The organism is Enterobacter sp. JH25, from assembly GCF_021725435.1.
Classification (GTDB): domain Bacteria; phylum Pseudomonadota; class Gammaproteobacteria; order Enterobacterales; family Enterobacteriaceae; genus Enterobacter; species Enterobacter intestinihominis.
In genome coordinates this window covers 36,220-55,436 of the sequence record NZ_CP091321.1, presented here as the reverse complement: position 1 = coordinate 55,436, position 19,217 = coordinate 36,220, and the positions used below count along the sequence as shown (strand labels likewise).

At 57.2% G+C, this 19,217-nt stretch carries 22 protein-coding genes and 3 pseudogenes; 9 read left to right on the top strand and 16 right to left on the bottom strand.

All coding sequences use genetic code 11. From position 1 onward, the window contains the following. Window positions 1–14: 14 nt before the first annotated feature. From L2Y28_RS24300 to L2Y28_RS24265, 8 genes are all read right to left on the bottom strand, one after another. On the bottom strand, window positions 15–302 hold the full coding sequence (locus tag L2Y28_RS24300) for a hypothetical protein (RefSeq protein ID WP_008324178.1): 288 nt from the start codon (window positions 300–302) through the stop codon (window positions 15–17). 53 nt (window positions 303–355) lie between these two features. Continuing rightward, window positions 356–730: a hypothetical protein gene (locus L2Y28_RS24295; RefSeq protein ID WP_008324180.1), complete on the bottom strand. Its 375-nt coding sequence runs from the start codon at window positions 728–730 to the stop codon at window positions 356–358. A gap of 626 nt (window positions 731–1,356) precedes the next feature. Beyond that, a complete protein-coding gene (locus L2Y28_RS24290) occupies window positions 1,357–1,716 on the bottom strand; it encodes a hypothetical protein (protein WP_015493069.1) in 360 nt (119 codons plus the stop codon). Between the two features lie 61 nt (window positions 1,717–1,777). Continuing rightward, complete coding sequence (locus L2Y28_RS24285) at window positions 1,778–2,101, bottom strand: hypothetical protein (protein WP_008324183.1); 324 nt, start codon at window positions 2,099–2,101, stop codon at window positions 1,778–1,780. After that, entirely contained in the window at window positions 2,098–2,826 is a 729-nt protein-coding gene (locus L2Y28_RS24280) for a plasmid SOS inhibition protein A (RefSeq protein ID WP_008324185.1), read from the bottom strand. The genes L2Y28_RS24285 and L2Y28_RS24280 overlap by 4 nt, the downstream gene beginning before the upstream one ends. Then, window positions 2,823–3,254: a conjugation system SOS inhibitor PsiB gene (psiB, locus tag L2Y28_RS24275; RefSeq protein ID WP_008324186.1), complete on the bottom strand. Its 432-nt coding sequence runs from the start codon at window positions 3,252–3,254 to the stop codon at window positions 2,823–2,825. Before psiB ends, L2Y28_RS24280 begins: the two co-directional genes overlap by 4 nt. A gap of 42 nt (window positions 3,255–3,296) precedes the next feature. Next, entirely contained in the window at window positions 3,297–5,306 is a 2,010-nt protein-coding gene (locus tag L2Y28_RS24270) for a ParB/RepB/Spo0J family partition protein (protein WP_016479992.1), read from the bottom strand. Window positions 5,307–5,376: 70 nt separating this feature from the next. After that, a complete protein-coding gene (locus tag L2Y28_RS24265) occupies window positions 5,377–5,607 on the bottom strand; it encodes a DUF905 domain-containing protein (protein WP_015493071.1) in 231 nt (76 codons plus the stop codon). A 284-nt stretch (window positions 5,608–5,891) separates the two neighbouring features. Between L2Y28_RS24265 and L2Y28_RS25610 the strand changes: the two are divergent. Beyond that, window positions 5,892–6,115: pseudogene (locus L2Y28_RS25610) on the top strand (hypothetical protein); the annotation flags it as partial. A 117-nt stretch (window positions 6,116–6,232) separates the two neighbouring features. Here the strand turns inward: L2Y28_RS25610 and L2Y28_RS24255 are convergent. The 8 genes and pseudogenes from L2Y28_RS24255 to L2Y28_RS24220 all read right to left on the bottom strand — a co-directional run bounded on the left by L2Y28_RS24255 (window position 6,233) and on the right by L2Y28_RS24220 (window position 10,338). Continuing rightward, window positions 6,233–6,550, bottom strand: a pseudogene (locus L2Y28_RS24255) (hypothetical protein). A 34-nt stretch (window positions 6,551–6,584) separates the two neighbouring features. Next, window positions 6,585–6,839: a DNA polymerase III subunit theta gene (locus tag L2Y28_RS24250; RefSeq protein WP_015493072.1), complete on the bottom strand. Its 255-nt coding sequence runs from the start codon at window positions 6,837–6,839 to the stop codon at window positions 6,585–6,587. 192 nt (window positions 6,840–7,031) lie between these two features. Continuing rightward, window positions 7,032–7,223: a hypothetical protein gene (locus L2Y28_RS24245; protein ID WP_015493073.1), complete on the bottom strand. Its 192-nt coding sequence runs from the start codon at window positions 7,221–7,223 to the stop codon at window positions 7,032–7,034. 42 nt (window positions 7,224–7,265) lie between these two features. After that, window positions 7,266–7,772, bottom strand: a complete 507-nt coding sequence (locus L2Y28_RS24240; RefSeq protein WP_015493074.1) for an antirestriction protein ArdA — start codon at window positions 7,770–7,772, stop codon at window positions 7,266–7,268. A gap of 404 nt (window positions 7,773–8,176) precedes the next feature. Then, entirely contained in the window at window positions 8,177–8,956 is a 780-nt protein-coding gene (locus tag L2Y28_RS24235) for a hypothetical protein (RefSeq protein WP_015493075.1), read from the bottom strand. Window positions 8,957–9,009: 53 nt separating this feature from the next. Next, window positions 9,010–9,429, bottom strand: coding sequence for a DUF1380 family protein (locus L2Y28_RS24230; RefSeq protein ID WP_016479994.1), 420 nt, complete (start codon window positions 9,427–9,429; stop codon window positions 9,010–9,012). 10 nt (window positions 9,430–9,439) lie between these two features. Next, window positions 9,440–9,661, bottom strand: coding sequence for a hypothetical protein (locus tag L2Y28_RS24225; RefSeq protein ID WP_015493077.1), 222 nt, complete (start codon window positions 9,659–9,661; stop codon window positions 9,440–9,442). Next, complete coding sequence (locus tag L2Y28_RS24220; protein ID WP_002211749.1) at window positions 9,661–10,338, bottom strand: DNA methylase; 678 nt, start codon at window positions 10,336–10,338, stop codon at window positions 9,661–9,663. The genes L2Y28_RS24225 and L2Y28_RS24220 overlap by 1 nt, the downstream gene beginning before the upstream one ends. A gap of 358 nt (window positions 10,339–10,696) precedes the next feature. Between L2Y28_RS24220 and L2Y28_RS24215 the strand changes: the two genes are divergently transcribed. From L2Y28_RS24215 to L2Y28_RS24180, 8 genes and pseudogenes are all read left to right on the top strand, one after another. Next, window positions 10,697–11,368: an SOS response-associated peptidase family protein gene (locus tag L2Y28_RS24215; protein ID WP_015493079.1), complete on the top strand. Its 672-nt coding sequence runs from the start codon at window positions 10,697–10,699 to the stop codon at window positions 11,366–11,368. A gap of 223 nt (window positions 11,369–11,591) precedes the next feature. Further along, window positions 11,592–12,812 (top strand): ISL3-like element ISKox3 family transposase, encoded by a 1,221-nt coding sequence (locus tag L2Y28_RS24210; RefSeq protein ID WP_000343760.1) that lies wholly within the window; start codon window positions 11,592–11,594, stop codon window positions 12,810–12,812. A 59-nt stretch (window positions 12,813–12,871) separates the two neighbouring features. Continuing rightward, window positions 12,872–13,294, top strand: a complete 423-nt coding sequence (umuD, locus tag L2Y28_RS24205) for a translesion error-prone DNA polymerase V autoproteolytic subunit (RefSeq protein ID WP_015493080.1) — start codon at window positions 12,872–12,874, stop codon at window positions 13,292–13,294. Continuing rightward, a pseudogene (locus L2Y28_RS24200) lies at window positions 13,294–13,599 on the top strand (DNA polymerase V subunit UmuC); the annotation flags it as partial. The gene umuD and the pseudogene L2Y28_RS24200, both read left to right, overlap by 1 nt. Before the next feature lie 76 nt (window positions 13,600–13,675). Next, window positions 13,676–14,965: a site-specific integrase gene (locus tag L2Y28_RS24195; RefSeq protein WP_034039555.1), complete on the top strand. Its 1,290-nt coding sequence runs from the start codon at window positions 13,676–13,678 to the stop codon at window positions 14,963–14,965. Then, window positions 14,958–16,688, top strand: coding sequence for a site-specific integrase (locus L2Y28_RS24190; RefSeq protein WP_034039553.1), 1,731 nt, complete (start codon window positions 14,958–14,960; stop codon window positions 16,686–16,688). Before L2Y28_RS24195 ends, L2Y28_RS24190 begins: the two co-directional genes overlap by 8 nt. Then, window positions 16,685–18,724, top strand: a complete 2,040-nt coding sequence (locus L2Y28_RS24185; RefSeq protein WP_034039551.1) for a hypothetical protein — start codon at window positions 16,685–16,687, stop codon at window positions 18,722–18,724. Before L2Y28_RS24190 ends, L2Y28_RS24185 begins: the two co-directional genes overlap by 4 nt. After that, entirely contained in the window at window positions 18,705–19,169 is a 465-nt protein-coding gene (locus tag L2Y28_RS24180) for a hypothetical protein (RefSeq protein WP_023443007.1), read from the top strand. Before L2Y28_RS24185 ends, L2Y28_RS24180 begins: the two co-directional genes overlap by 20 nt. Window positions 19,170–19,217 lie beyond the last annotated feature (48 nt).

Below are 19,217 nucleotides of genomic sequence, written 5' to 3'. Positions count from 1 at the left end.
TTTCGCCGTGGTGGTTATTCGTCGAACGTGATGCCGGAAAAATGCGCCATCAGGTGCAGCATGTCGGCAATCTCGTCGACTTTCTGCTGAATGGCTGGCGTGGCTTTCAGGATGCGCGTGACAGCGGTTCTGAGTTCGCCCATATAGCGGTTTGCAGACTCGCCCAGCGCCGTTTTGTCCGTATTGCTCTGGTACTTCATCAGGGCTTTACTGACGTGGTTTTGCAGGGTATCAAGTTCGCTGAGCGCGCTTTTCTCCCATGCGTCAAAGCTGAACGTACTGTTCGTGTTGCTGTTGCTCATAATGTTTCTCCGGTGTGACTGGCGGCATCCCCTGCCGCCAGCCGGTTAAGTAATCAGTAATCCGCCGCCAGCTCGATCATCAGGTCAGCACATTCACCATCGGCACGTTCTTCTTCCGCAGTCGTCAGCATGTAACCCCGTTTCGCTGCCGCCCCCATAAACGCCGGACGGTCTTTCAGTGGCAGTTCTGCCAGGTAATGCATAGCCATACCCAGCAGACGGGACTCATAAATCTCGTAGTGCAGGCCACATCCCCGGTTAGCCTGTATTTCCATACGGGCCAGCACCACGTCCGCGCGAATAACATCGAACGGGTTACGGGAATGGATATTGCGCACAAAGCCATCAGTACGCAGGGACGAGGTTTTCACCCATCTTTCGGAAGATTCTTTGGTGGCGGTTTTGACGTTGACGTTCTGTGTGTTCATCCTGCTTTTCCTCCTGTCTGGTGGTTTATCCATCTCTCGGTGAGTTCCCTGGCGGCAAAGGGCAAAGGAGCAACGGCGGGGCGGCAGGAGAAGGGCGGAGACTAAAGTTTTTGCGGTCCCTCGCAAAAAGTTTTGGCGGAGTGCATTTCACCCTTCGGATGACGACACGACGGTGCTACGACAAGCCCTCCGCCCGGGGACTTAACGGGAGAGGGCTCGCCAGAGGTACGGGGAGAGGATGAACACACCCGACACGGCGGAACGACGTGGCGTCACCTGAGTGCCGGCGGCTTTATCGCCGGCATGGTGAAAGCGGCGTGACCGGAACGGTCACTGCGAGCCGGTGTTGACGTTGCGACAGTGGGATGGAAGCCCGTCAGGGCGGAGACGGTTTACCGGCTCCGTTTACGACAGCCCCGGTTCCCGTCAGGGAGGTCGCCCGCAGTCATGGCCAGTGACCCCGTCAGACAGCAGGCAAATTTGAAAAGATGATACAGACAACTGCCACCATAATTCGCAGCGTTCGTTCTTCAGAGGTGATTCACAGCAGGAAATTACAAAGCGTGAGGACCATATAAAAGAGCAGTTATACCGCAGGCATAACCGCTCTTTTTACTTTCCTGCCCTCACGCTGGCGTATAGTTTGTTACCTTCGCCTCCAGTACACCCAGCCACTGACCAGAAGCAGAACACCGCTCAGCACCGCCAATTTCATCGGGGTTATGATCTCCCCAGAATTCCAGCTTGTATCCGATACCCCAGATAAAAAACGCCAGACCTGAAGCCACAATTCCCCACTTAAGGAGAAACAAGAGCACGTTGTCCAGCATACCTGGCGGATCGCGCCAGGTGATAACCAGCGCAATCAGGGCACAGATTGCCACCCCGGCATAGTACGCCGTGCCTCCCAACATCTCCGGCGCCGCGTAATGTATGACCAGCGTAAACAGGCCATTTAACAGCGCGACCAGTATCCAGTATCTCATCTCTAAATTATCCCTTTTAAGCACCCTGCCGACCGTATTCTGGCAGGATATGATATCAGACTCAGTGAGGCGACTTTCCCCGAAAATAATCCGGTCGCACCGTCAGTTCCCGCTCAATGAGTTCATCTGCAAACAGGGGCGCGATCCTGTTAACACGACGCGCCAGATTCCGTCGCCGCGTGGCCGCCTTTCGCTCATCGCTCCAGCGCCTGATCGGCCGTTCATACAGAAAATCAACGCAGACAGCATATCCGGCTCCTGCCACCCACAGTGACATCACGGACTCAGGGGCTGGCTTCCCGGCCTCCACCACTTCTGACGCCAGTTCAGGTTCACCGGGACAGGGACCGGGACGCTTCCAGCGCAGCGAGTAACGCCACTTCATACCTGACTCCGCGCTGTCAGCTTGTTGGGTACCATCCAGCGCTCCAGCTGCCGGACAGATCCCGGACTTTCCCTTGCCAGCGCATTCGTTTCAGCCATCACCGTCCAGAAAGGCTGACTCTCCATCGTCCAGCGCTCCATTGGCTCCAGTGACGGGAAACGCTCGCTCCAGCGCCAGAACATCTCTTCCAGGTCGTACTGGCGCAGTTCAGTCCCCGACCAGCGTGCGCTCCAGCTGCTGACCGTTTCAGGCGTATGGAATGCCAGCTCAATCTCCGCCTGCCCCGCCAGCGCCTGGTACGCCTGCTCACGCTGGCACCGTTCTTTGTGACGCTGTCGGGTGTATTTTTCATCCCGCAGGGCGTCCTGACAGCGAACCCGCTCGGTCTGCTGAAAGGCCACCTCCGGAAAGAGGCGCTGACCCGCACCAACGGGAAGCGGCAGCCAGCAACGCGTCCCGCGACTTTCAATCAGCGCATCGATGGCACTGAGCCAGCTGTCCCTGCTGCCCCGCAGCTCCCGCGCCGTCAGCACCGGCGCAAAATGATGGATTTCCCTGATAGTGATGCGCGTGCTGCCCGTGAGCCGCCGGAAAAAGGCGCTGGCATACGGATACATCGTGGACACCGCGCCGCGCGACCGCCGGCGTTCAACCTCCGCGATGGCCTCCATCGCGGCGCGTCGCTCAGGGCTGAAGGGAACCAGTGACAGGTTTGCAGGTATCATGCCGCGCCCTCCGCTGCCAGAATACTGATGATGCTGGCCTGACTGTATCCGTCCGCATCGAGACGCGCCGTCAGGCTGACGGTGTGGCTGACAAGCTCCGGCTGGTAGCCGCTCAGGGTACGAATGACGGAGAACGGGCGACCGCTGGCGGGCACGAACACCACCATCCACGCCGGACTGATGGCACCAGGACTGCACACCGCAATATGGTAATTGCCGTGCGAGGGGGTAAAGCGTATCTGTACGGGGAAGAAGCCGCCGAACTCGCTGCGGTACTCGCCGTTCACATCCCAGTTTTCAGGGCAGGACAGGTCACGCATGACGGCGTGGGTCAGTTCGCGGCGGAAGTCTTCGCCGCTGTCCCGCCAGTCCTCAAACTCATCACAGGACATCGTTTTCAGTACATCGGGGGTCAGAATAGTGCGCATGGGTATCTCCTTATCGCCGCCCCGCAGGGCGGCGCTCCGTTATCAGGCGGCGTGTGCCGTGTTGGTGGTGTCGTTGTCAGGGCTGTCGGTATCTGAAGCCGCGTCGTCTGCACCGGATTCACCCGCTGACTCCGGTCCTTTGAGCCATGCCGGAACCCAGCGGGTGTGCTGCATAAAGTGCTCCGCATGCGCTGCAGCATCGCCCTTCTTCATCTTCTCCGCGTCACCCGCCGCGCCCGTCAGCCCCGCCTCTTTCAGGGAGGCGACAATCTGCGGATGTTTCAGGCTGCCGAAGTAGTTGTCCTTCGTCGGCTGCCACCAGTCGCGCAGGTGGAAGCCGATTGCCGCCTCGACCGCATCGAGGGTACTGCGCGAGGTGTGCCCCATATCGCGGGTCTGCACCCCGTCAACGGAACAGGCCGTGCAGAAGGCCATCAGCGACATCAACACCCCGCCGTCAAGGGCAAAGAAGGTGGTGAAGTCCTTCTCCCACCCTTCCGGCAGCAGGGCTTTCAGCCTTGCCCGTTCGGTCATCAGGATGTTAAACGCTGCGCCATCCTTACCGGACGGGGCGTTCTCCGTCAGGCTGCCGTGAGATACAGTGAGGCTGATACGGAACGGATGCGTCGTGGTCAGGCAGCCCGAGAAGACGCAGGTACACATGCGCCAGACCATCAGCGCCACCGCCTTTTCGGGCTGCTGCATCAGCGCCGCCTGGACTGCCAGCGTACGTTCGGAGGTCATTTTCGTGAGCAGCGGAACACTGATCCCCTCTGCGGCGTCGGGCTGGTGTGAGGTGAATGGCACCGTTACGCTGCTGGTTACGGTTTCTTCAGGCATATCCGCTTTCAGGCGCACACCGCGCTGCACGTACACCTGCCCTTCGTACAGGCTGACCATCACTCCCGCGCCTGACTTCATGTCGTCAGTCCACGCGCTGGCTTCTGCCGCCGCCTGAATGGCGAGGATGTCCGCTTCGATCGCATCTGACTCGTCGCAAACGCTGTCATATGTATCGTACTGCTCCCGCAGCGCACCAAGACGCTGCTGCTGCTCAGGGGTGTACACCGGATCGGGTTCAGCAGGCTGCACGAACTCCTTACCGTCTTCGCCGTGGTACCAGATGCGGGCTGCGCGTCCGCGACTCCATGCCCAGCCCTCCCGCTGCTGAATGTCCTGCGCGATACGCTCCAGCTTTTCCTGCACCAGACGCTCAACCAGCACGCTGTCAGCCGTACCGTCGCCCTCGTCCTGGCTGAACAGATCTTCACGGACGTAACCCCCTGCCGCCTCGTAGGCATCGCGCCCGATAAAACGAAATTTGGCGTTGTCGGTGCGCATCTCGGTTTCGGTAATAGCGCGTTTAATCAGGTGTGCGGGCGCGTTTGACCAGCTGGCCTTCACGTTTTCGAATACCTCGACCTGACGGGCAGGATCGTCCTCGAGACAGAGCGCCTGACACTGCTCAACGGTCAGTTCGTCCTGTGCAAGCTTCTCCATCAGGGAGGGGGCGAGGTTTGCCAGCTTCAGCATGCGCTGCACGTGACGGGAGCCGAAGCCGAGCGCGTCGCCAATCTGCGCGGGGGTTTTGCCCTGCCCTGCCAGCGTACGGAAACCTGCAATCTGCTCGGCGGGATGCATGGCGGCGCGCTGCTCGTTCTCGGCGACGGAGGCAAGGGCGGCAATGTCGTCGGAAACACGCTTCACCATAACGGTATGGTCAGCAGCGAGACGCCCTTCCTGCGCCAGCAGTTGCAGGGCAGTTAATCGGCGGCCACCTGCGGCCACGCCGGATTGTCCGTCCGCGAGGGTGTGAACAATAAGGTTCTGCAGCAGTCCGAGCGTCTCGATGGAGTCGGCCAGACCGCGAACGCTGTCCACGGAATAGGGGATGGAGCGCACGTTCAGCGGGGATTTAACGAGATCGGACAGCGGAACGTACTCGACCGCAGCGGCCTCAAGGGCGATCTTCAGGGCAGCCTCCTGTGCCTTCGTAATTTTTTTGCTGCTCGCTTTTTTGGGTGCTTTTGCTTTAACATCGGTTACTGACATAGTTGATACCTCACTGATTGATGATTGTCCGGCCCTGCGGAGTTACCGCTCCGGCAGGGCACCTTCTTATTTACTGCTGTTTACGAATACCGTAACGTTCGATGTAACGGTTGAGCCATTTCCCGGTATCCGCTTCAAAATTCCACGCGCGCCAGACCATTACGCCGTTCTGACGAACGACCAGACGAAAATGTGTACCCTGATCGTCCTCAATTGCCACGTTGGTGTACTGCGCCGCAACGACCTCAGCCTGTTCGCGGGTAAAGGTGTCGTCGGGTAAAACCGCCAGCGCCTCGCTCATGTTGCCCCTCCTTCTGAACCTGTTTTGCTTTTAAAAAACCATCACCCGTTGAGTTGCCGGGGCCGCGGTTTTGACGTTTTGCGGGGACCTGCTGAACGCCCACGCTGGTTGTTACCTTCACCCGTTTGAGAGCCGTTCGCCGCAGGGGCGTAAACCAGCGCGGGCGATGGCGGATGTCCGGGGCGCGGTTTACCGCGTGCCATTTACCCTGGACAGCTGACAGCGGCTGTGCTTGTCTCAGCCCCGGCGAAAGGACTCAAAAGGGTGAAAAAACCAGGCAAGGAATGAGCAGGAACCCGCCGCAACGACGGAAAGCGCGGGCGCGAAACGGCGTTGCCCCTTACAGCCCGGCGGCCGTTGATTTTCGCCGGGGTGCAGGGAGCGCAGGCCACGGCGCGACAGAGGCGGCGCATCCTGATAAGGATGCTGCAAGCCCTGGTGTTGCGTCATGGGATGGAAGCCCGAAGGGCGGAGACGGTTTACCGGCTCCGTTCACGACAGCCCGCCCGGACGCCCGCAATGAAAACGGGAACGGGCAGAAAACAGAAAACGGGAGGATAAGAATGGATTACATGCGGCTAAAATGATGGCTGACGATCATCCAGCTTGATGCCAGCCGGGAACATCAGGAGCGAAAATGCTTTTCTTTTCTGTACTGCACAACGCTATACCAGGCCGAAGCCAGGAAAGCAAAAACGGTGATCAGCACTCTTAATTCGTCCCCCGGTTCCTTCCCCTTCAGCATCAACATTATGATGATGCCGGCAACGATAATCCATGCAACGCCACCTCAGAGACGCAGTTTATCCGCCGCGACATTAATCAGGATAAAAGCAACGGCCAAGATTCCCCCCCATAGAGCCGGTACAGGCTGAAACGGAATAAACAACAGGTTAATACCGGTTAAAAGAGTCACGGCCGCAAACATCAGAGACATACGCATAAAATTTCCTCCCTGGACACACTGACTATAAGAATCACTTCTGCTGCTCATCTCCGGGTTTATGATATTCGGGCGCATTTGCGCGCGGCAGCTGCTGACTGTTCTGCCGATGAACGTCAAGCCGTTCACGGAAATACTGGCGAAGATGTTCAGGCTGTTCCCGTTCAGCCAGCTCCGGCACCACGGGCCTGTTCATCCTTTCCTGCCAGGCAACGGCAGCGGCGACTTTATCGACCGAGACCTTATCCTGATCTTCTTTTGAGAAAGAGGCGATATTCCACTTCGACATATGCATCACCGGTCTGCTTTACAGGAAGATATCCCTGATAATACGCACATTCCCGGGCAACAGCGACTGACAATGGAGAGGAGAGTGCGCGGCGCCGCAGGCGCGGCGAAGTTTCTCTCCGGCAGGCGCAGCCTGCCCGGTTTTTCGCGCGGGCTGACAGGCGCCCTCCGGCCCGGACGCCTGCCATCATACTTACTGGCCTTTTCCACCCTGTAAGATGAAATGACCGCCGATGTACACGGCACACTGACAGGTCATGTATTCGCAGATTTCATCCATCACCTGCGCGGTGGTCAGTTCCCGCTGACCGGCATCACGTCGGCGGGCATTAATCAGGGCTTTGTACTGTCGCAGGATCTCGCGGGTTTCCGGTGCAAGTTTCATACGTTTTCTCCTTAACCGGCGGGTTTGCCCGCCGGACATTAATCAGTTGCTGAAGACATAGCCGTCATGGAACACATAACCGCTGCTGAACAGGTCACGCGCCCAGGCTTCAAAATCGAAATAGCTGCGCAACGGCTCCGGCACCTCATTTAACAGGCCGTTGTCCTCCACCATCTCCCGCGCATAGTCTTCCTCGCTTTCCGCCTCGCCGCGGTACGCATCATCAAACGCGTCATAGTCACATTCGCCGGTATACTCCGCCCAGGCGATAAAAGCGGCTTCCCTGCCCTCTTCTTCGGCGCGTTTGTAAGCGGCGATAAAATCCCAGTCAATGGAGCATTCAGAGACGAACTGCGACGGGATACCTTCCCAGTCCTGAAACATAAACTCGGCATCCCATTCATCGGCATGCAGCGCCTGACAGGCCTCGTAAAAATCCTCCCTGCCGTCAAATTCCGTCAGATCAAACCATTTGCCGAAAATGCTGCCGCAGTTGTATTTGTGATACGTGCCCACGTAAACAGCGGGTGTGGTGGTTGTAGTGCGCATAAAAAATCCTCCCTAGTCGATGTCGTCTGAGTTCCGGCTTACGCCGTGCCGACACGACAGCCGGGCGAAAAGCGGAGGATGCAAGGGCGTCACCGAAGCCGCAGCGCAGTAAAAAAGCAGGAGCAGGCTGGACGGTTTGACGGCGAAAACTGAGCCGGAAAACGACGGGAAGACGGCGGATAACGTATGAAATAAACTGCGACCGGGTGAAGGTGACGGCGTTTACGCTTCCCTTGCATCAGCCGCGGCCCGGCTACAGTAGAGGCACGGCGTTTGCCGCAGGCCGCACGGGACGTTACTCAACGCGAAGCCGGAACAACGTGGAGGAAGAGCCGTAAAAGCGGAGCCGGCGACATCCTTATCCTTCGTGCCAGATTCAGGGGGCCGCCGCCCCCTGCTGTTCGCTAAACTGGCCGGATTGCTGACAGGGCATTGCGGACAAGACTGATTTCTGCACGCGCTTCTGCCATGACCTCATGTAACAGGGTTAAATCCATCCACCGGCGCGGAGGCTCGCCCGGAATACGCAGCACATCGCACATCTGGCCACATGCCAGGATTTGATCCACTTTGTCGCTGATAACAAAGAACTCGACGCTACTGTAGCGTGCCCCTTTGTTCAGGATGGCATCGAGCACCACCGGCAAATTGTCATCATCGTCCAGCCAGCAGGGCATATCATTTTCCTTCACAACCAGACGGAAGTTTCGGGTCTGGCGATAAAACAGCGTTTCCCCGCGCGTGTTCAGTGCCGCCTTTATCCGGCGCGCATCCTCCCATACCTGCCGGGATACATCCCGCACGGCGCGGGACAGGCAATCCGTTACAGCCTGAATCTCCGGCTCCGTCAGCCATTCCCCGGCCCAGGGGAAAGCTATCTGTGTTCCGTCCTCCGGAAGCTGCGGCGCGTCGGCATAGCGGCTGCCGGATAAAATAATCTGCGCTGGCGTCCCGGATATTTTTGTCATGGCACTTTGCAGATCTGCGGGTACGTCACCGGTACAAAGCAAAGGCAGCAGATGAACAATATTTGCCGCATCCAGACGGACATAAATGCTTATCCAGCCCGGTTTATTGACCGGATCACGCTGATCAACATCGGTATGGTCAGGCCATCCATAATCAGCAATCAAATCGCGCGCACGGCGCATAACAAGGGCGTTTAACGTGGTGGTTTCCTGCATAATGGGTTCCTCTGAACGGGGTCAGTACACGCCGCCCGGGCGGCGTGTTGATTTCATTTTTTCAGTAAGGCGCGAACTTTCGCCGCATCAGCCAGGCGACGGGTAACGCTTTCCGGGACCGGATGATTGCAGTCACGGGCGGTCCATTCTCTGTGCCATAACGCCTGTTCGGCAGTGGTCAGCAGGGTTTCAAGCAGGTCCGCCGGCACCATCACCGCCGGAACGGCCTCTTTCACCTGTTCAATCAGATCCATCACCGCACCGGCAGACACGCCCGACTCAAGCCGTTGTTCCTCCGGAATGGCGTCCATACGCGCCAGTACCGCCCTTGTGTCCTGCTCCGAAACGGCATATTCCATTCCGTCGGCCAGTGCTTCGATATCCGCCGGGGACCAGATAATGAGGTTCAGCGGGGTTTCTGCGGGATACTGCTCACGCAACAAGCGGCAGAGGGTTTCACAGGTTCCGTACATGTTTTTCTCCTTAGTCCTTAAAGCAGGCATCCAGCTCAAGCATTTCGTTGTATGCCGCCATAAACAGGGCATTGATGCGAAAAAGGGTCTGACGGGTCAGGCGTTCGGCCAGCACATCAGAGTCAAAGCGATAGCGGTGCTCCATCCCGTTCAGCGTCGCCCGCAGGTCACACATGCTGTTGGCGACTTCCGCCACTTCTGCGCGGAGTTTTTCGTGTCCTGCATAGTTCATTACGCGGCCTCCGGGAACTCGTCGTTAGCGGCCGGGTACTGCATGGCGCGCCGGACGGCGGCCAGACGCTGCTGTCCGGCCCGGTGATACTGCTCCAGCAGTTCAATACCGATGTAACGACGGCCAGCCTGGAGGGCGGCCACGCAGGTGGAGCCACTGCCGGCAAAGGGGTCGAGCACAATCGCGCCGGGATGTGTGAAGGACTCAATCAACGGTTGCAGGCTGGTTACGGGTTTTTCGGTCGGGTGGTGCCGGTTGCCTGAATATTTCCACGCAATTACGTCATTCAACGGGTTTTGCGGCAGGGGCGGACGGCCTTTTGCAAGGATGTAGGCGCATTCGTGGCGATAGCCCACATATGCGGCCTTCGATGTGTAGGTTTTGGTAAACACCAGGTGGCCGACAACGCTGAATCCCGCATTTTTCCAGGCGGCCATAAAGCGATCGACGCGGTTCCAGCCGTAGAAGCTCACCATCAGCGCGTCTTTTTTCAGCACGCGATACATCTCATGGCAGGCGGGTTGCAGCCATTCATCAGTTTTATCGCCGGCGATGGTACGCCCCTGACGGTCACGAAAACCGACGAGATATGGCGGGTCGGTGAGAATGAAATCGACAGCATTATCCGGAAAGCCGGACATGATATGGACGCAATTACCCTGGATAAATCGGGACATAGTAGTTCTCCTTTCTCAAAGCGGCGCCAGTTACGCCGTGCCGATACGACAGCCGGGCGAAAAGTGGAGAATGCAGGGGCGGTGCCGCAAGCCGCAGCGCAGTGAAAAAGCCCACGCTGGCTGGACGGTTTGACGGCGAAAATTGAGACGGAAAACGACGGGAAGACAGCGGGTAAAGCCTTTGAAATAAACTGCGACCGGGTGAGGACACCGGCAGAGCGAACCCTTGCATTCGAAGCGGCCCGGCTACAGTAGCGGCACGGCGGCCACACGATGGCAGGAACCTGAAAAACGGCCTATTTTCTGAACTGATGAAAACACAGATTTCGCATGCGAAATCTACACCGGAGAAACGATAATGTGCGGTCGGTTTACGCAGTACAACTCCCGCGAGGAGTACCTGGCCTTTCTCGGAGAAGAAGCAGAACGGGACATCCCGTATGATCCGGAGCCCGTCGGCCGCTACAACGTTGCGCCCGGAACCCGTGTATTACTGCTGAGTGAACGCCGCTCGCAGCTGCATCTTGATCCTGTTCACTGGGGTTATGCGCCGGAGTGGTGGAACAAGCCCGCTCTCATCAACGCCAGAAGTGAAACTGCGGCCGGCAGCCGGATGTTCAGGCCACTCTGGGAGCACGGACGGGCCATTGTTTTTGCTGACGGCTGGTTTGAGTGGAAACAGCAAAACGGCGTGAAACAGCCGTTTTTCATTTACCGTAAGGACGGAAATCCGCTCCTGCTCGCTGCCATCGGGAAACCACCTTTTGAGAACGGCAATGACCAGGAAGGATTCCTGATCGTCACGGCCGCTGCGGATGAGGAACTGCTGGACATTCACGACCGGCGACCACTCGTGTACTCACCGGATGCCGCACGTAAATGGCTCAGCGAAAACACAACCGGTAAAGAGGCGGAAGACATTGCCCGTGAGGGCAGTCTTCCCGCCGAAGATTTCACATGGCACCCCGTCAGCCGGGCTGTTGGCAATCCCGGGAACCAGGGCCGGGAACTTATAGAGCCACTGACTTAGCAGACGGTGAGATACCCGGCATCGACTCACAGGGTTATGCACCGTTTCTGTGGATAACCCACTGCCTGTTTTATCTGCCAGAACAATAACCTGGCAGGAACAGGAAAAATTCTCCTTGCAGGACGGGAAATATCTTAAATAACACTGTATGTAAAAGGGTCTTCCCTTGTTGTGGTGGCTGAAGGCATGATAATGGTGTATTTAATCGCCAGAGGTCACCGCCATGGACGAAAAGTCCCTCTACGCTCATATTCTCAACCTGTCCGATCCGTGGCAGGTAAAGTCCCTTTCTCTCGATGAAAATGCCGGTTCTGTTACTGTCACTATTGAGATCGCTGAAAACACCCGGCTAGCCTGTCCGACCTGCGGTAAATCCTGTTCTGTTCACGATCACCGTCATCGTAAATGGCGCCATCTTGATACCTGCCAGTTCACCACTATTGTTGAAGCCGATGTTCCACGAATTATGTGTCCGGAGCATGGCTGCCTGACGTTGCCTGTTCCGTGGGCTGGCCCCGGAAGCCGGTATACGTTGCTATTCGAATCGTTCGTTCTCTCATGGCTGAAAATCAGCACCGTTGATGCTGTCAGGAAGCAACTTAAGCTCAGTTGGAATGCGGTTGACGGCATTATGACCCGGGCAGTTAAGCGAGGTCTTGCCCGGATAAAAAAGCCATTATCCGCCCGTCATATGAATGTGGATGAGGTCGCCTTTAAAAAAGGACATCGTTACATAACGGTGATCTCCGATCGCGATGGTCGGGCGCTGGCCTTAACGGATGATCGCGGCACAGAGAGTCTTGCCGGCTATCTTCGCACGCTCACTGATGGGCAGTTGCTGGCTATCAAAACGCTCTCAATGGACATGAACGCGGGCTATATAAGAGCAGCGCGTATCCACTTACCCAGTGCGGTTGAGAAAATCGCCTTTGACCGCTTCCATGTGGCGAAGCAACTGGGCGAGGTAGTTGATAAAACCCGTCAGAATGAACATCCGCACCTCCCTGTTGAAAGCCGACACCAGGCAAAAGGAACCCGCTTCCTGTGGCAGTACAGCGATAAGTGGATGACCGAATCCCGGCAGGAAAAGCTGATGTGGCTGCGTGCACAGATGAAGCTGACGAGCCAGTGCTGGGCGCTGAAAGAGCTGGCAAAGGATATCTGGAACAGGCCATGGAGCGAGGAAAGACGGAGTGACTGGCAGAGATGGTTGGCGCTGGCGGCTAACAGTGACGTTCCCATGATGAAAAATGCCGCGAAAACGATAGGAAAAAGGCTGTACGGGATCCTGAATGCGATGCGACACAGTGTCTCAAACGGAAATGCGGAGGCACTTAACAGCAAGATCAGGCTGCTGAGGATAAAAGCCAGGGGATACCGAAACCGGGAGCGCTTTAAACTGGGGGTGATGTTCCACTACGGAAAGCTGAATATGGCGTTCTGAGCCTTCCCACCATGATCGGGGAAGACCCATGTAAAAACAGGTATTTTAAGAGGTATGCCATGATCCTTTTTGTCACTCCCGCATCAGAGCCAGCACTGTCCACCGCACCACTTTTCACAGAGCGCTGTCCGGCTGGTTTTCCGTCACCGGCCGCGGACTATACCGAAGACGAACTGGATCTGAACGCCTACTGTATCCGTCGCCCCAGCGCGACCTACTTTGTCCGGGCCATTGGCGATTCGATGAAAGATATGGGCCTGCACTCCGGCGATCTCATGGTTGTCGACAAAGCTGAAAAACCCATGCAGGGGGATATTGTCATCGCGGAAACAGATGGCGAATTCACCGTTAAGCGCCTGCAGCTTAAACCCCGTATCGCCCTGCTGCCGATGAATCCCGCCTACCCCACTCTTTATCCGGAAGAACTGCAGATATTCGGCGTGGTGATGGCATTCATACATAAGACGCGGGGTACGAATTGATGTTCGCTTTGGCTGACGTCAACAGCTTCTACGCCAGCTGTGAGAAAGTATTTCGTCCGGACCTGCGTAACAGGCCCGTTGTGGTGCTCAGTAACAATGATGGCTGCGTCATCGCGCGCAGTGCCGAAGCGAAACGGCTGGGTATTAAAATGGGCGTCCCCTGGTTCCAGCTGAAGACGGCACAATTCCCGGAGCCGGTCATCACGTTCTCGTGCAATTACGAGCTCTATGCGTCTATGTCGAACAGAGTTATGTCTCATCTCGAAGAACTGGCGCCGCGCGTGGAGCAGTACAGCATCGATAAGAGTAAGTTGTATAGTGCGGACGCCTAAGCTATTGAGTTCTATCTATGGACATTGTTAAGCGTCCCAGGGGCGTTGAATGGCGACGCTAGAGCGCATTCATTTCGTGCCCCATTACCTCGTGCGCAGAGAGAACGCCGTCGCATACTCCCCCAGTAGCAGCCGGCCATCCATTGAGGGCTTGCCCCAAATCTTTTGGGCAGACTATGCACCTTGGAGGGAGGCAAACCTGTGGGCAGTGGAGCGAGCAACGACTGGTGACGCTTCTCTTAAGACCGTTGCCAGTAACATGAATGGCCTTCTCAATTACGCTAAATTTCTTGAATCTCGTGATTTGCAGTGGTTCGAGTTTCCCGCTCGCAAAGCTGACCGCTGCCTGGTGCTATACCGAGGGGCGTTGATCAAGATGCGCGATGCCGGCCAGATCGGCCCATCCACGGCGTCTGAGTACATGCGCAATTGCATCATGTTCTATCGGTGGGTAAGGCATAGGGAGCTTCTTTCTCCACACGTCCAGCTGTGGCGGGAAAAACCCTACGTCGTTAAATACTTCGACCGGGTGGGGTTCGAGCGAACGATCAGCGGAACCACCACCGACCTCAGCATCCCGAACCGTAAGCGCCCAGGCCAAACGCTTGAAGATGGGCTGTTGCCAGTCTCGGAGACCGATCGCGATGCAATTCTGGATTTCGCCGCAGAGAACGCCACGCCCGAGCTCTACCTCATGTTGGCCCTTGGATTTTTTACCGGGATGCGGCTCGGCAGCATCTGTGATCTCAAGATTCAGTCTCTGGAGCGCGCCGCCCCCGACCCTTCCGCTGAAGGGCTTCTACGCCTTGCAGTTGGTCCAGGCGCAGCTCCGCCAGTGCACACGAAATTCGGTGTGACTGGCCAGGTCTGGATACCCGAAGCGTTGCGTGATGAATTGCTGGAATATGCCAAAGGCTGGCGGAGGATGGAACGAGAGGCGAAAGCCTCGCCCGAGAATCGTGATTTGCTGTTCTTGACCCGCTTTGGTAACGCCTATGGCAGGCGCGGCACCGATCAGTCATCTGCTGTGAATGTTGAGATGTCCGAGTTTCGAAAACGGGGCGTCAAAGCAGAACTACAGGTGCTCCGTAAATTCCGCTTCCATCAGTCGCGCTGCACCTTCGGTACCGAATTGGCACGTCTGGCGCTATCGGCTTGTGCCGATGTCGCTATTGTAATTGCGACGGTCAGCGACGCGTTGCTCCATGGGCCTAACTCTGAAGCCACCACCTTCAAATACATCCGATTCGTACAGGCACTGCCGATCAAACAAGCCCTCTCAAATAGCTTCATGGCGGCATTTAGCGGGATCGGCGCTGGGGCGCGGCACGATGGATAGTTCCGAATTCGACCTCACTTTCCCGATGCTTGAGTATGGGGCCACTGAAACGCCCTGGGACCTCCGGCCGCTGCTGTTTCGCGGAGGTGCAGCAGCAAAGGTGAAGCATGTGGGCCGCCAGATCGCGCAGGGCGAACTCGGCAGTCCCTTGCCGGAACGTTTCGAGCTGGTGACGCAGCTGCATGAGCACATGACTGACGACCTTGCTGGTGGCGGAAGTCGCTTCTCGGTGCAGAACAAGATCAGTGCATTGCGCCGATTCTTTGCCTGGATCGATTCAGAAAACGTGAATCTCAGTCTCGAGACGGCGGCCGACACGTTCATTCGTTGGACCGATCACTTGCTCCAGCGTCATCGAGTCGAACGCAATTTCAGCGATGGGTCCCTGTACGATCTCACCAGGCTCACGGCGACGATGCTGGACCGAGCATTGGACCGCCAAGCAAGCCTGAGCAAGAGCACACGTATTCGCAAGCCGCGCGGCAAAGGCAAGGTACATACGAGCAAAGCGGACAAGCAGAATCTGCAAAACACCTTCGCATTCGGACACCTTCTAGCTGACGTATGCGAGGCATTGACCTGGAGGGGGACAATGGCCCCCCTCCCAGTTTGTATTTCGTTACGCACCGGCCAAGTGCTGGAACTATGGTCGGGATTGCAGAGCCCCGAGAAAGTAGCGGCCCGCCGTACCAGGCCGCAAAACCAAGCGCAAATCGAAGCATCCCTGGCGGCGCGTGCCGCCCACGATGCAGATCGGACACTGCGGACCCGTTTCCCCATCGTCAATTTACGGATCGAGAGTGAATTGCTGATGTTCATCGCCCAGACCGGTCTGAACCTCCAGCAAGCACATACCCTGCGGGTTGAGCAGTTTCATTACACCAGCCACATAGACGGCTACCAGGTACGTACCTACAAAAATCGACGGGAAGGAGAAGTGCTATTCGAGATCTTTGCCAGTTATCGAGAGTGGTTCGAGCGCTATCTCGAATGGCGTTCCGAATGGTTTCCCAATGAGCCGGATGGTTTGCTCTTTCCGCTTATACGTAGCGGGGGACGAATCCTAGAAGAGGCGACGCAGTTCACGAACGTTACGCGCATCTGCCGCGAGCTTGGCATACCGATAGTGAGACCGCGAAAACTGCGCGGGACGCGCATCAACTGGTTGCTTCGGGAGTCCCAGAATCCCCAACAGGTTGCGGAGTTGGCCCAGCATACGGTGCAAACGCTGATACGCGTATATGCCGACCCCCATCCGCAGATCGCTATGGTGGAAATTACGCGCTTCCATCAGCAAACCGATCCGTCCCTTTCACCTCCTGCTCCTGGTAGATGTGTATCGGCCACACCTGAACCAGTGGGCACGATGCCGAAGAATGGTCCGCGACCCGACTGCATCAATGCTGCCGGTTGCCTGTTCTGTACCCAGCACCGGGATATCGAAAGTGAGGATCATGTGTGGTCTCTCGGTAGCTTGCGCCACCTCAAATCGCTTGAACTGGCACGCTACCGCCCATCCAGTTCGGGTAAGCACCTGACGACAGAGCATCCGGCCCTGCTGGTGATCGATCGGCTGACGGCCAAACTGCGCTTCTTCGAAGAAAGTAGCGAGGTCCGCAGGCTTTGGGTCGAAGAAGCCAGAGCGCGCATAAGTGAAGGTGACTACCACCCGGCCTGGGATGGCTTCATCCGATTGGCAGAACTGCGACAAAGATCAGCATGACGAAAAATATTCTTTCCGAACTTGGCCTCGGCATCGACTCGCCCCTAGCGATTCCTGATGCGCCGAACTACCGTCCGCCGTGCTGGCCACCGCAGCGTGATTGGCCGGTCATCATAGATGCCGCTGGCCAGGTGGTGAGCCGTTGGGGCGATGCCATTTGGCGGCTCGACCCATGGGCGGGAAAACGGCTCACTCTCAATTTCGGCGATGGCCCAGCTAAGAAATATGTCGCCGCGATCGATCCTGCGAACGCCGATTTATTGCGGACCGTAATCGGCTGGTGGCTATACGGCCCCAATGGAGCCCGTGGATACCGAGGCCTGAAAACGCGCTTCGACCAGATGCGTCGGCTGTTCGTCTTGTGCACTCAAGAAGGCATTCTCGCATCCGAACTGAGTCATTTTCCGCGCGTTGCCGACCGTCTCCCGGAGGTGCTCCAGGCTTCCCGGTCCGGTGAGTTCTTGGCATTGCTGCACGAACTGTACGAGCGGCGGGATGCGCTGGGGTTCACCTTGTTGGATCGCGCAGGGTTGGCACGCCTCGCAGCGGCCATGCCCGACCACCAGAAGCTCCAGACCCCCTATATCCCGCCCCGCATTTGGCACTATCAAATCACACGCTTGCGCGAATGCCTGGATGACTTTTTGGCGCATCGAGGCCAAGTCGAGGAGTGCTTCCGCTTCTGTCTGGCTGCCTATCGGCACAACTCTGCCAGTCTCCAAGGACAACGCAGGCCACAATCGTTCTATCCGTTTCAGTGGCCGTCGGATGGATCAAACGGAAAGTGGACTGGGCGGCAGTACTACGGCCCATTCATCGACACCGCGCATCGGTTTGGCATGGTGGAACTATTTCGTCGCTGGCTGGGAGTGAGCGACGACGAAATTCGCATTCAAACTCTGAGTCGCTACCTCAACCTCGTGAGTCGATCTGGACTGTGCTATCTGCTGAACTTCAGCCTCATGCGAGTCGAAGAGGCTTGGAACCTGCGCGCCGATTGCTTGCACATAGAACGTGATCCGCAGTTTGGCGACATCCATGTATTGTGCGGACGAACGACCAAGACGATGTCGGATTCTGAGGCACTTTGGGTGACGTCCCCGTCAGCTCAGGTGGCAGTTGAAGCCATGCGTGTGGTCGCAGACCTCCGCGCAGAATGCGACTCTCCCCCCGGCGAGGCCTCGGTGCCGGATGATCCGGCCAAGCGCTATCTGCTTGATTATTGCCTTGAACCGTGGGGAACGAAGTTCACCAAGATCAACCGCACGATTCGGCCATCGATTCCGAGCTATGCCCATGTGCTTCAGTGGTTCGACAAGCTGTTCGACCGTGAGCAATTGCGCATTACGCCGGAAGATTTCGAATTGGCTCGGTTGGTGACGCCGACGCTGACCGACGAGTTTGCGGTCGGCAAAATCTGGCCGTTGGCCTGGCATCAACTCCGACGAACCGGCGCAGTGAATATGCAGGCATCCGGGCTGGTCAGCGACGCTTCATTGCAGTTTCAGCTAAAGCACGTCGCCAGAGCGATGAGTCTCTACTACGGGCAAAACCATTCCAGGGTACGGCTGGAAGAGAAGGCCCATACCTACTACGTCCGCACCATGTACGAAACTTTGGGTAGGCAGCTGCAACAGCTGACGAGCAACCGATTCGTCAGCCCCCACGGCGAGAAGCGAAAATCTGAGATTGTCCGCCTAATCTCAGCCTCTGATGCTAAGAAAGCGATCAATCTGGCTAAGAAGGGGACGGTCACTCATCGACCGATTTTGCTGGGCATCTGCACGAGCCGTACCCCCTGTCCCTATGGGGGCATCGACAATATCGCTCGCTGCGGAGGGGGCGACTCCCCCGGAGAAACCAAACCATGTGCGGACGTTCTCTATGACCCCGAGCAACTCGACGAAGTCGAAGTGTTGGAGGCGGTATTGGATGAGCGCCTGGCCGCTGCCGAGGTAGACAGTCCGCTAAGGACTTCGTTGGAAGCCCAGAAACGTAGTGTGGAGAATTATCGCCATGTCATCCGGCAAACATGAATCCGCTGACCCGGCTAAGCGAATGAGTGCCGGCGAGCAGTATCGCGCAGCGTTCGAGCGGCTGAAGAGCAACAAGCCCGAACGACTGCCGAAGGGGACGCCCGTAAGTCAGAACAACGTTGCCAAGGAGGCCGGCAGCGACCCCTCTGCACTGAAAAAAGCTCGTTTCCCCCTACTGATCGCTGAGATCCAAAAGTACGTGGAAGGACACGCTGAGCAACGTCCGCCATCAGTGCGCCAAGTCAGCTTATTAGCCCGCAGAAAAAATCGTGGACTTCGAGAACGGATCGAGGAAATCACGCAGCAGCGTGACCACCTAGCCAGCCTACTCAGTGAGGCCGACGCCACCATTCTTGAGCTGTACGACCGTATTGCGGACTTGGAGCGCCAACTGCCGGCCTCCAATGTGCTTCCTCTTGATCCGCGAGGCCACAAAAAACTTTGAAACGGAGAGCTCGCAATATTCGAAAGAAACACAGCCATGCCCGACCAG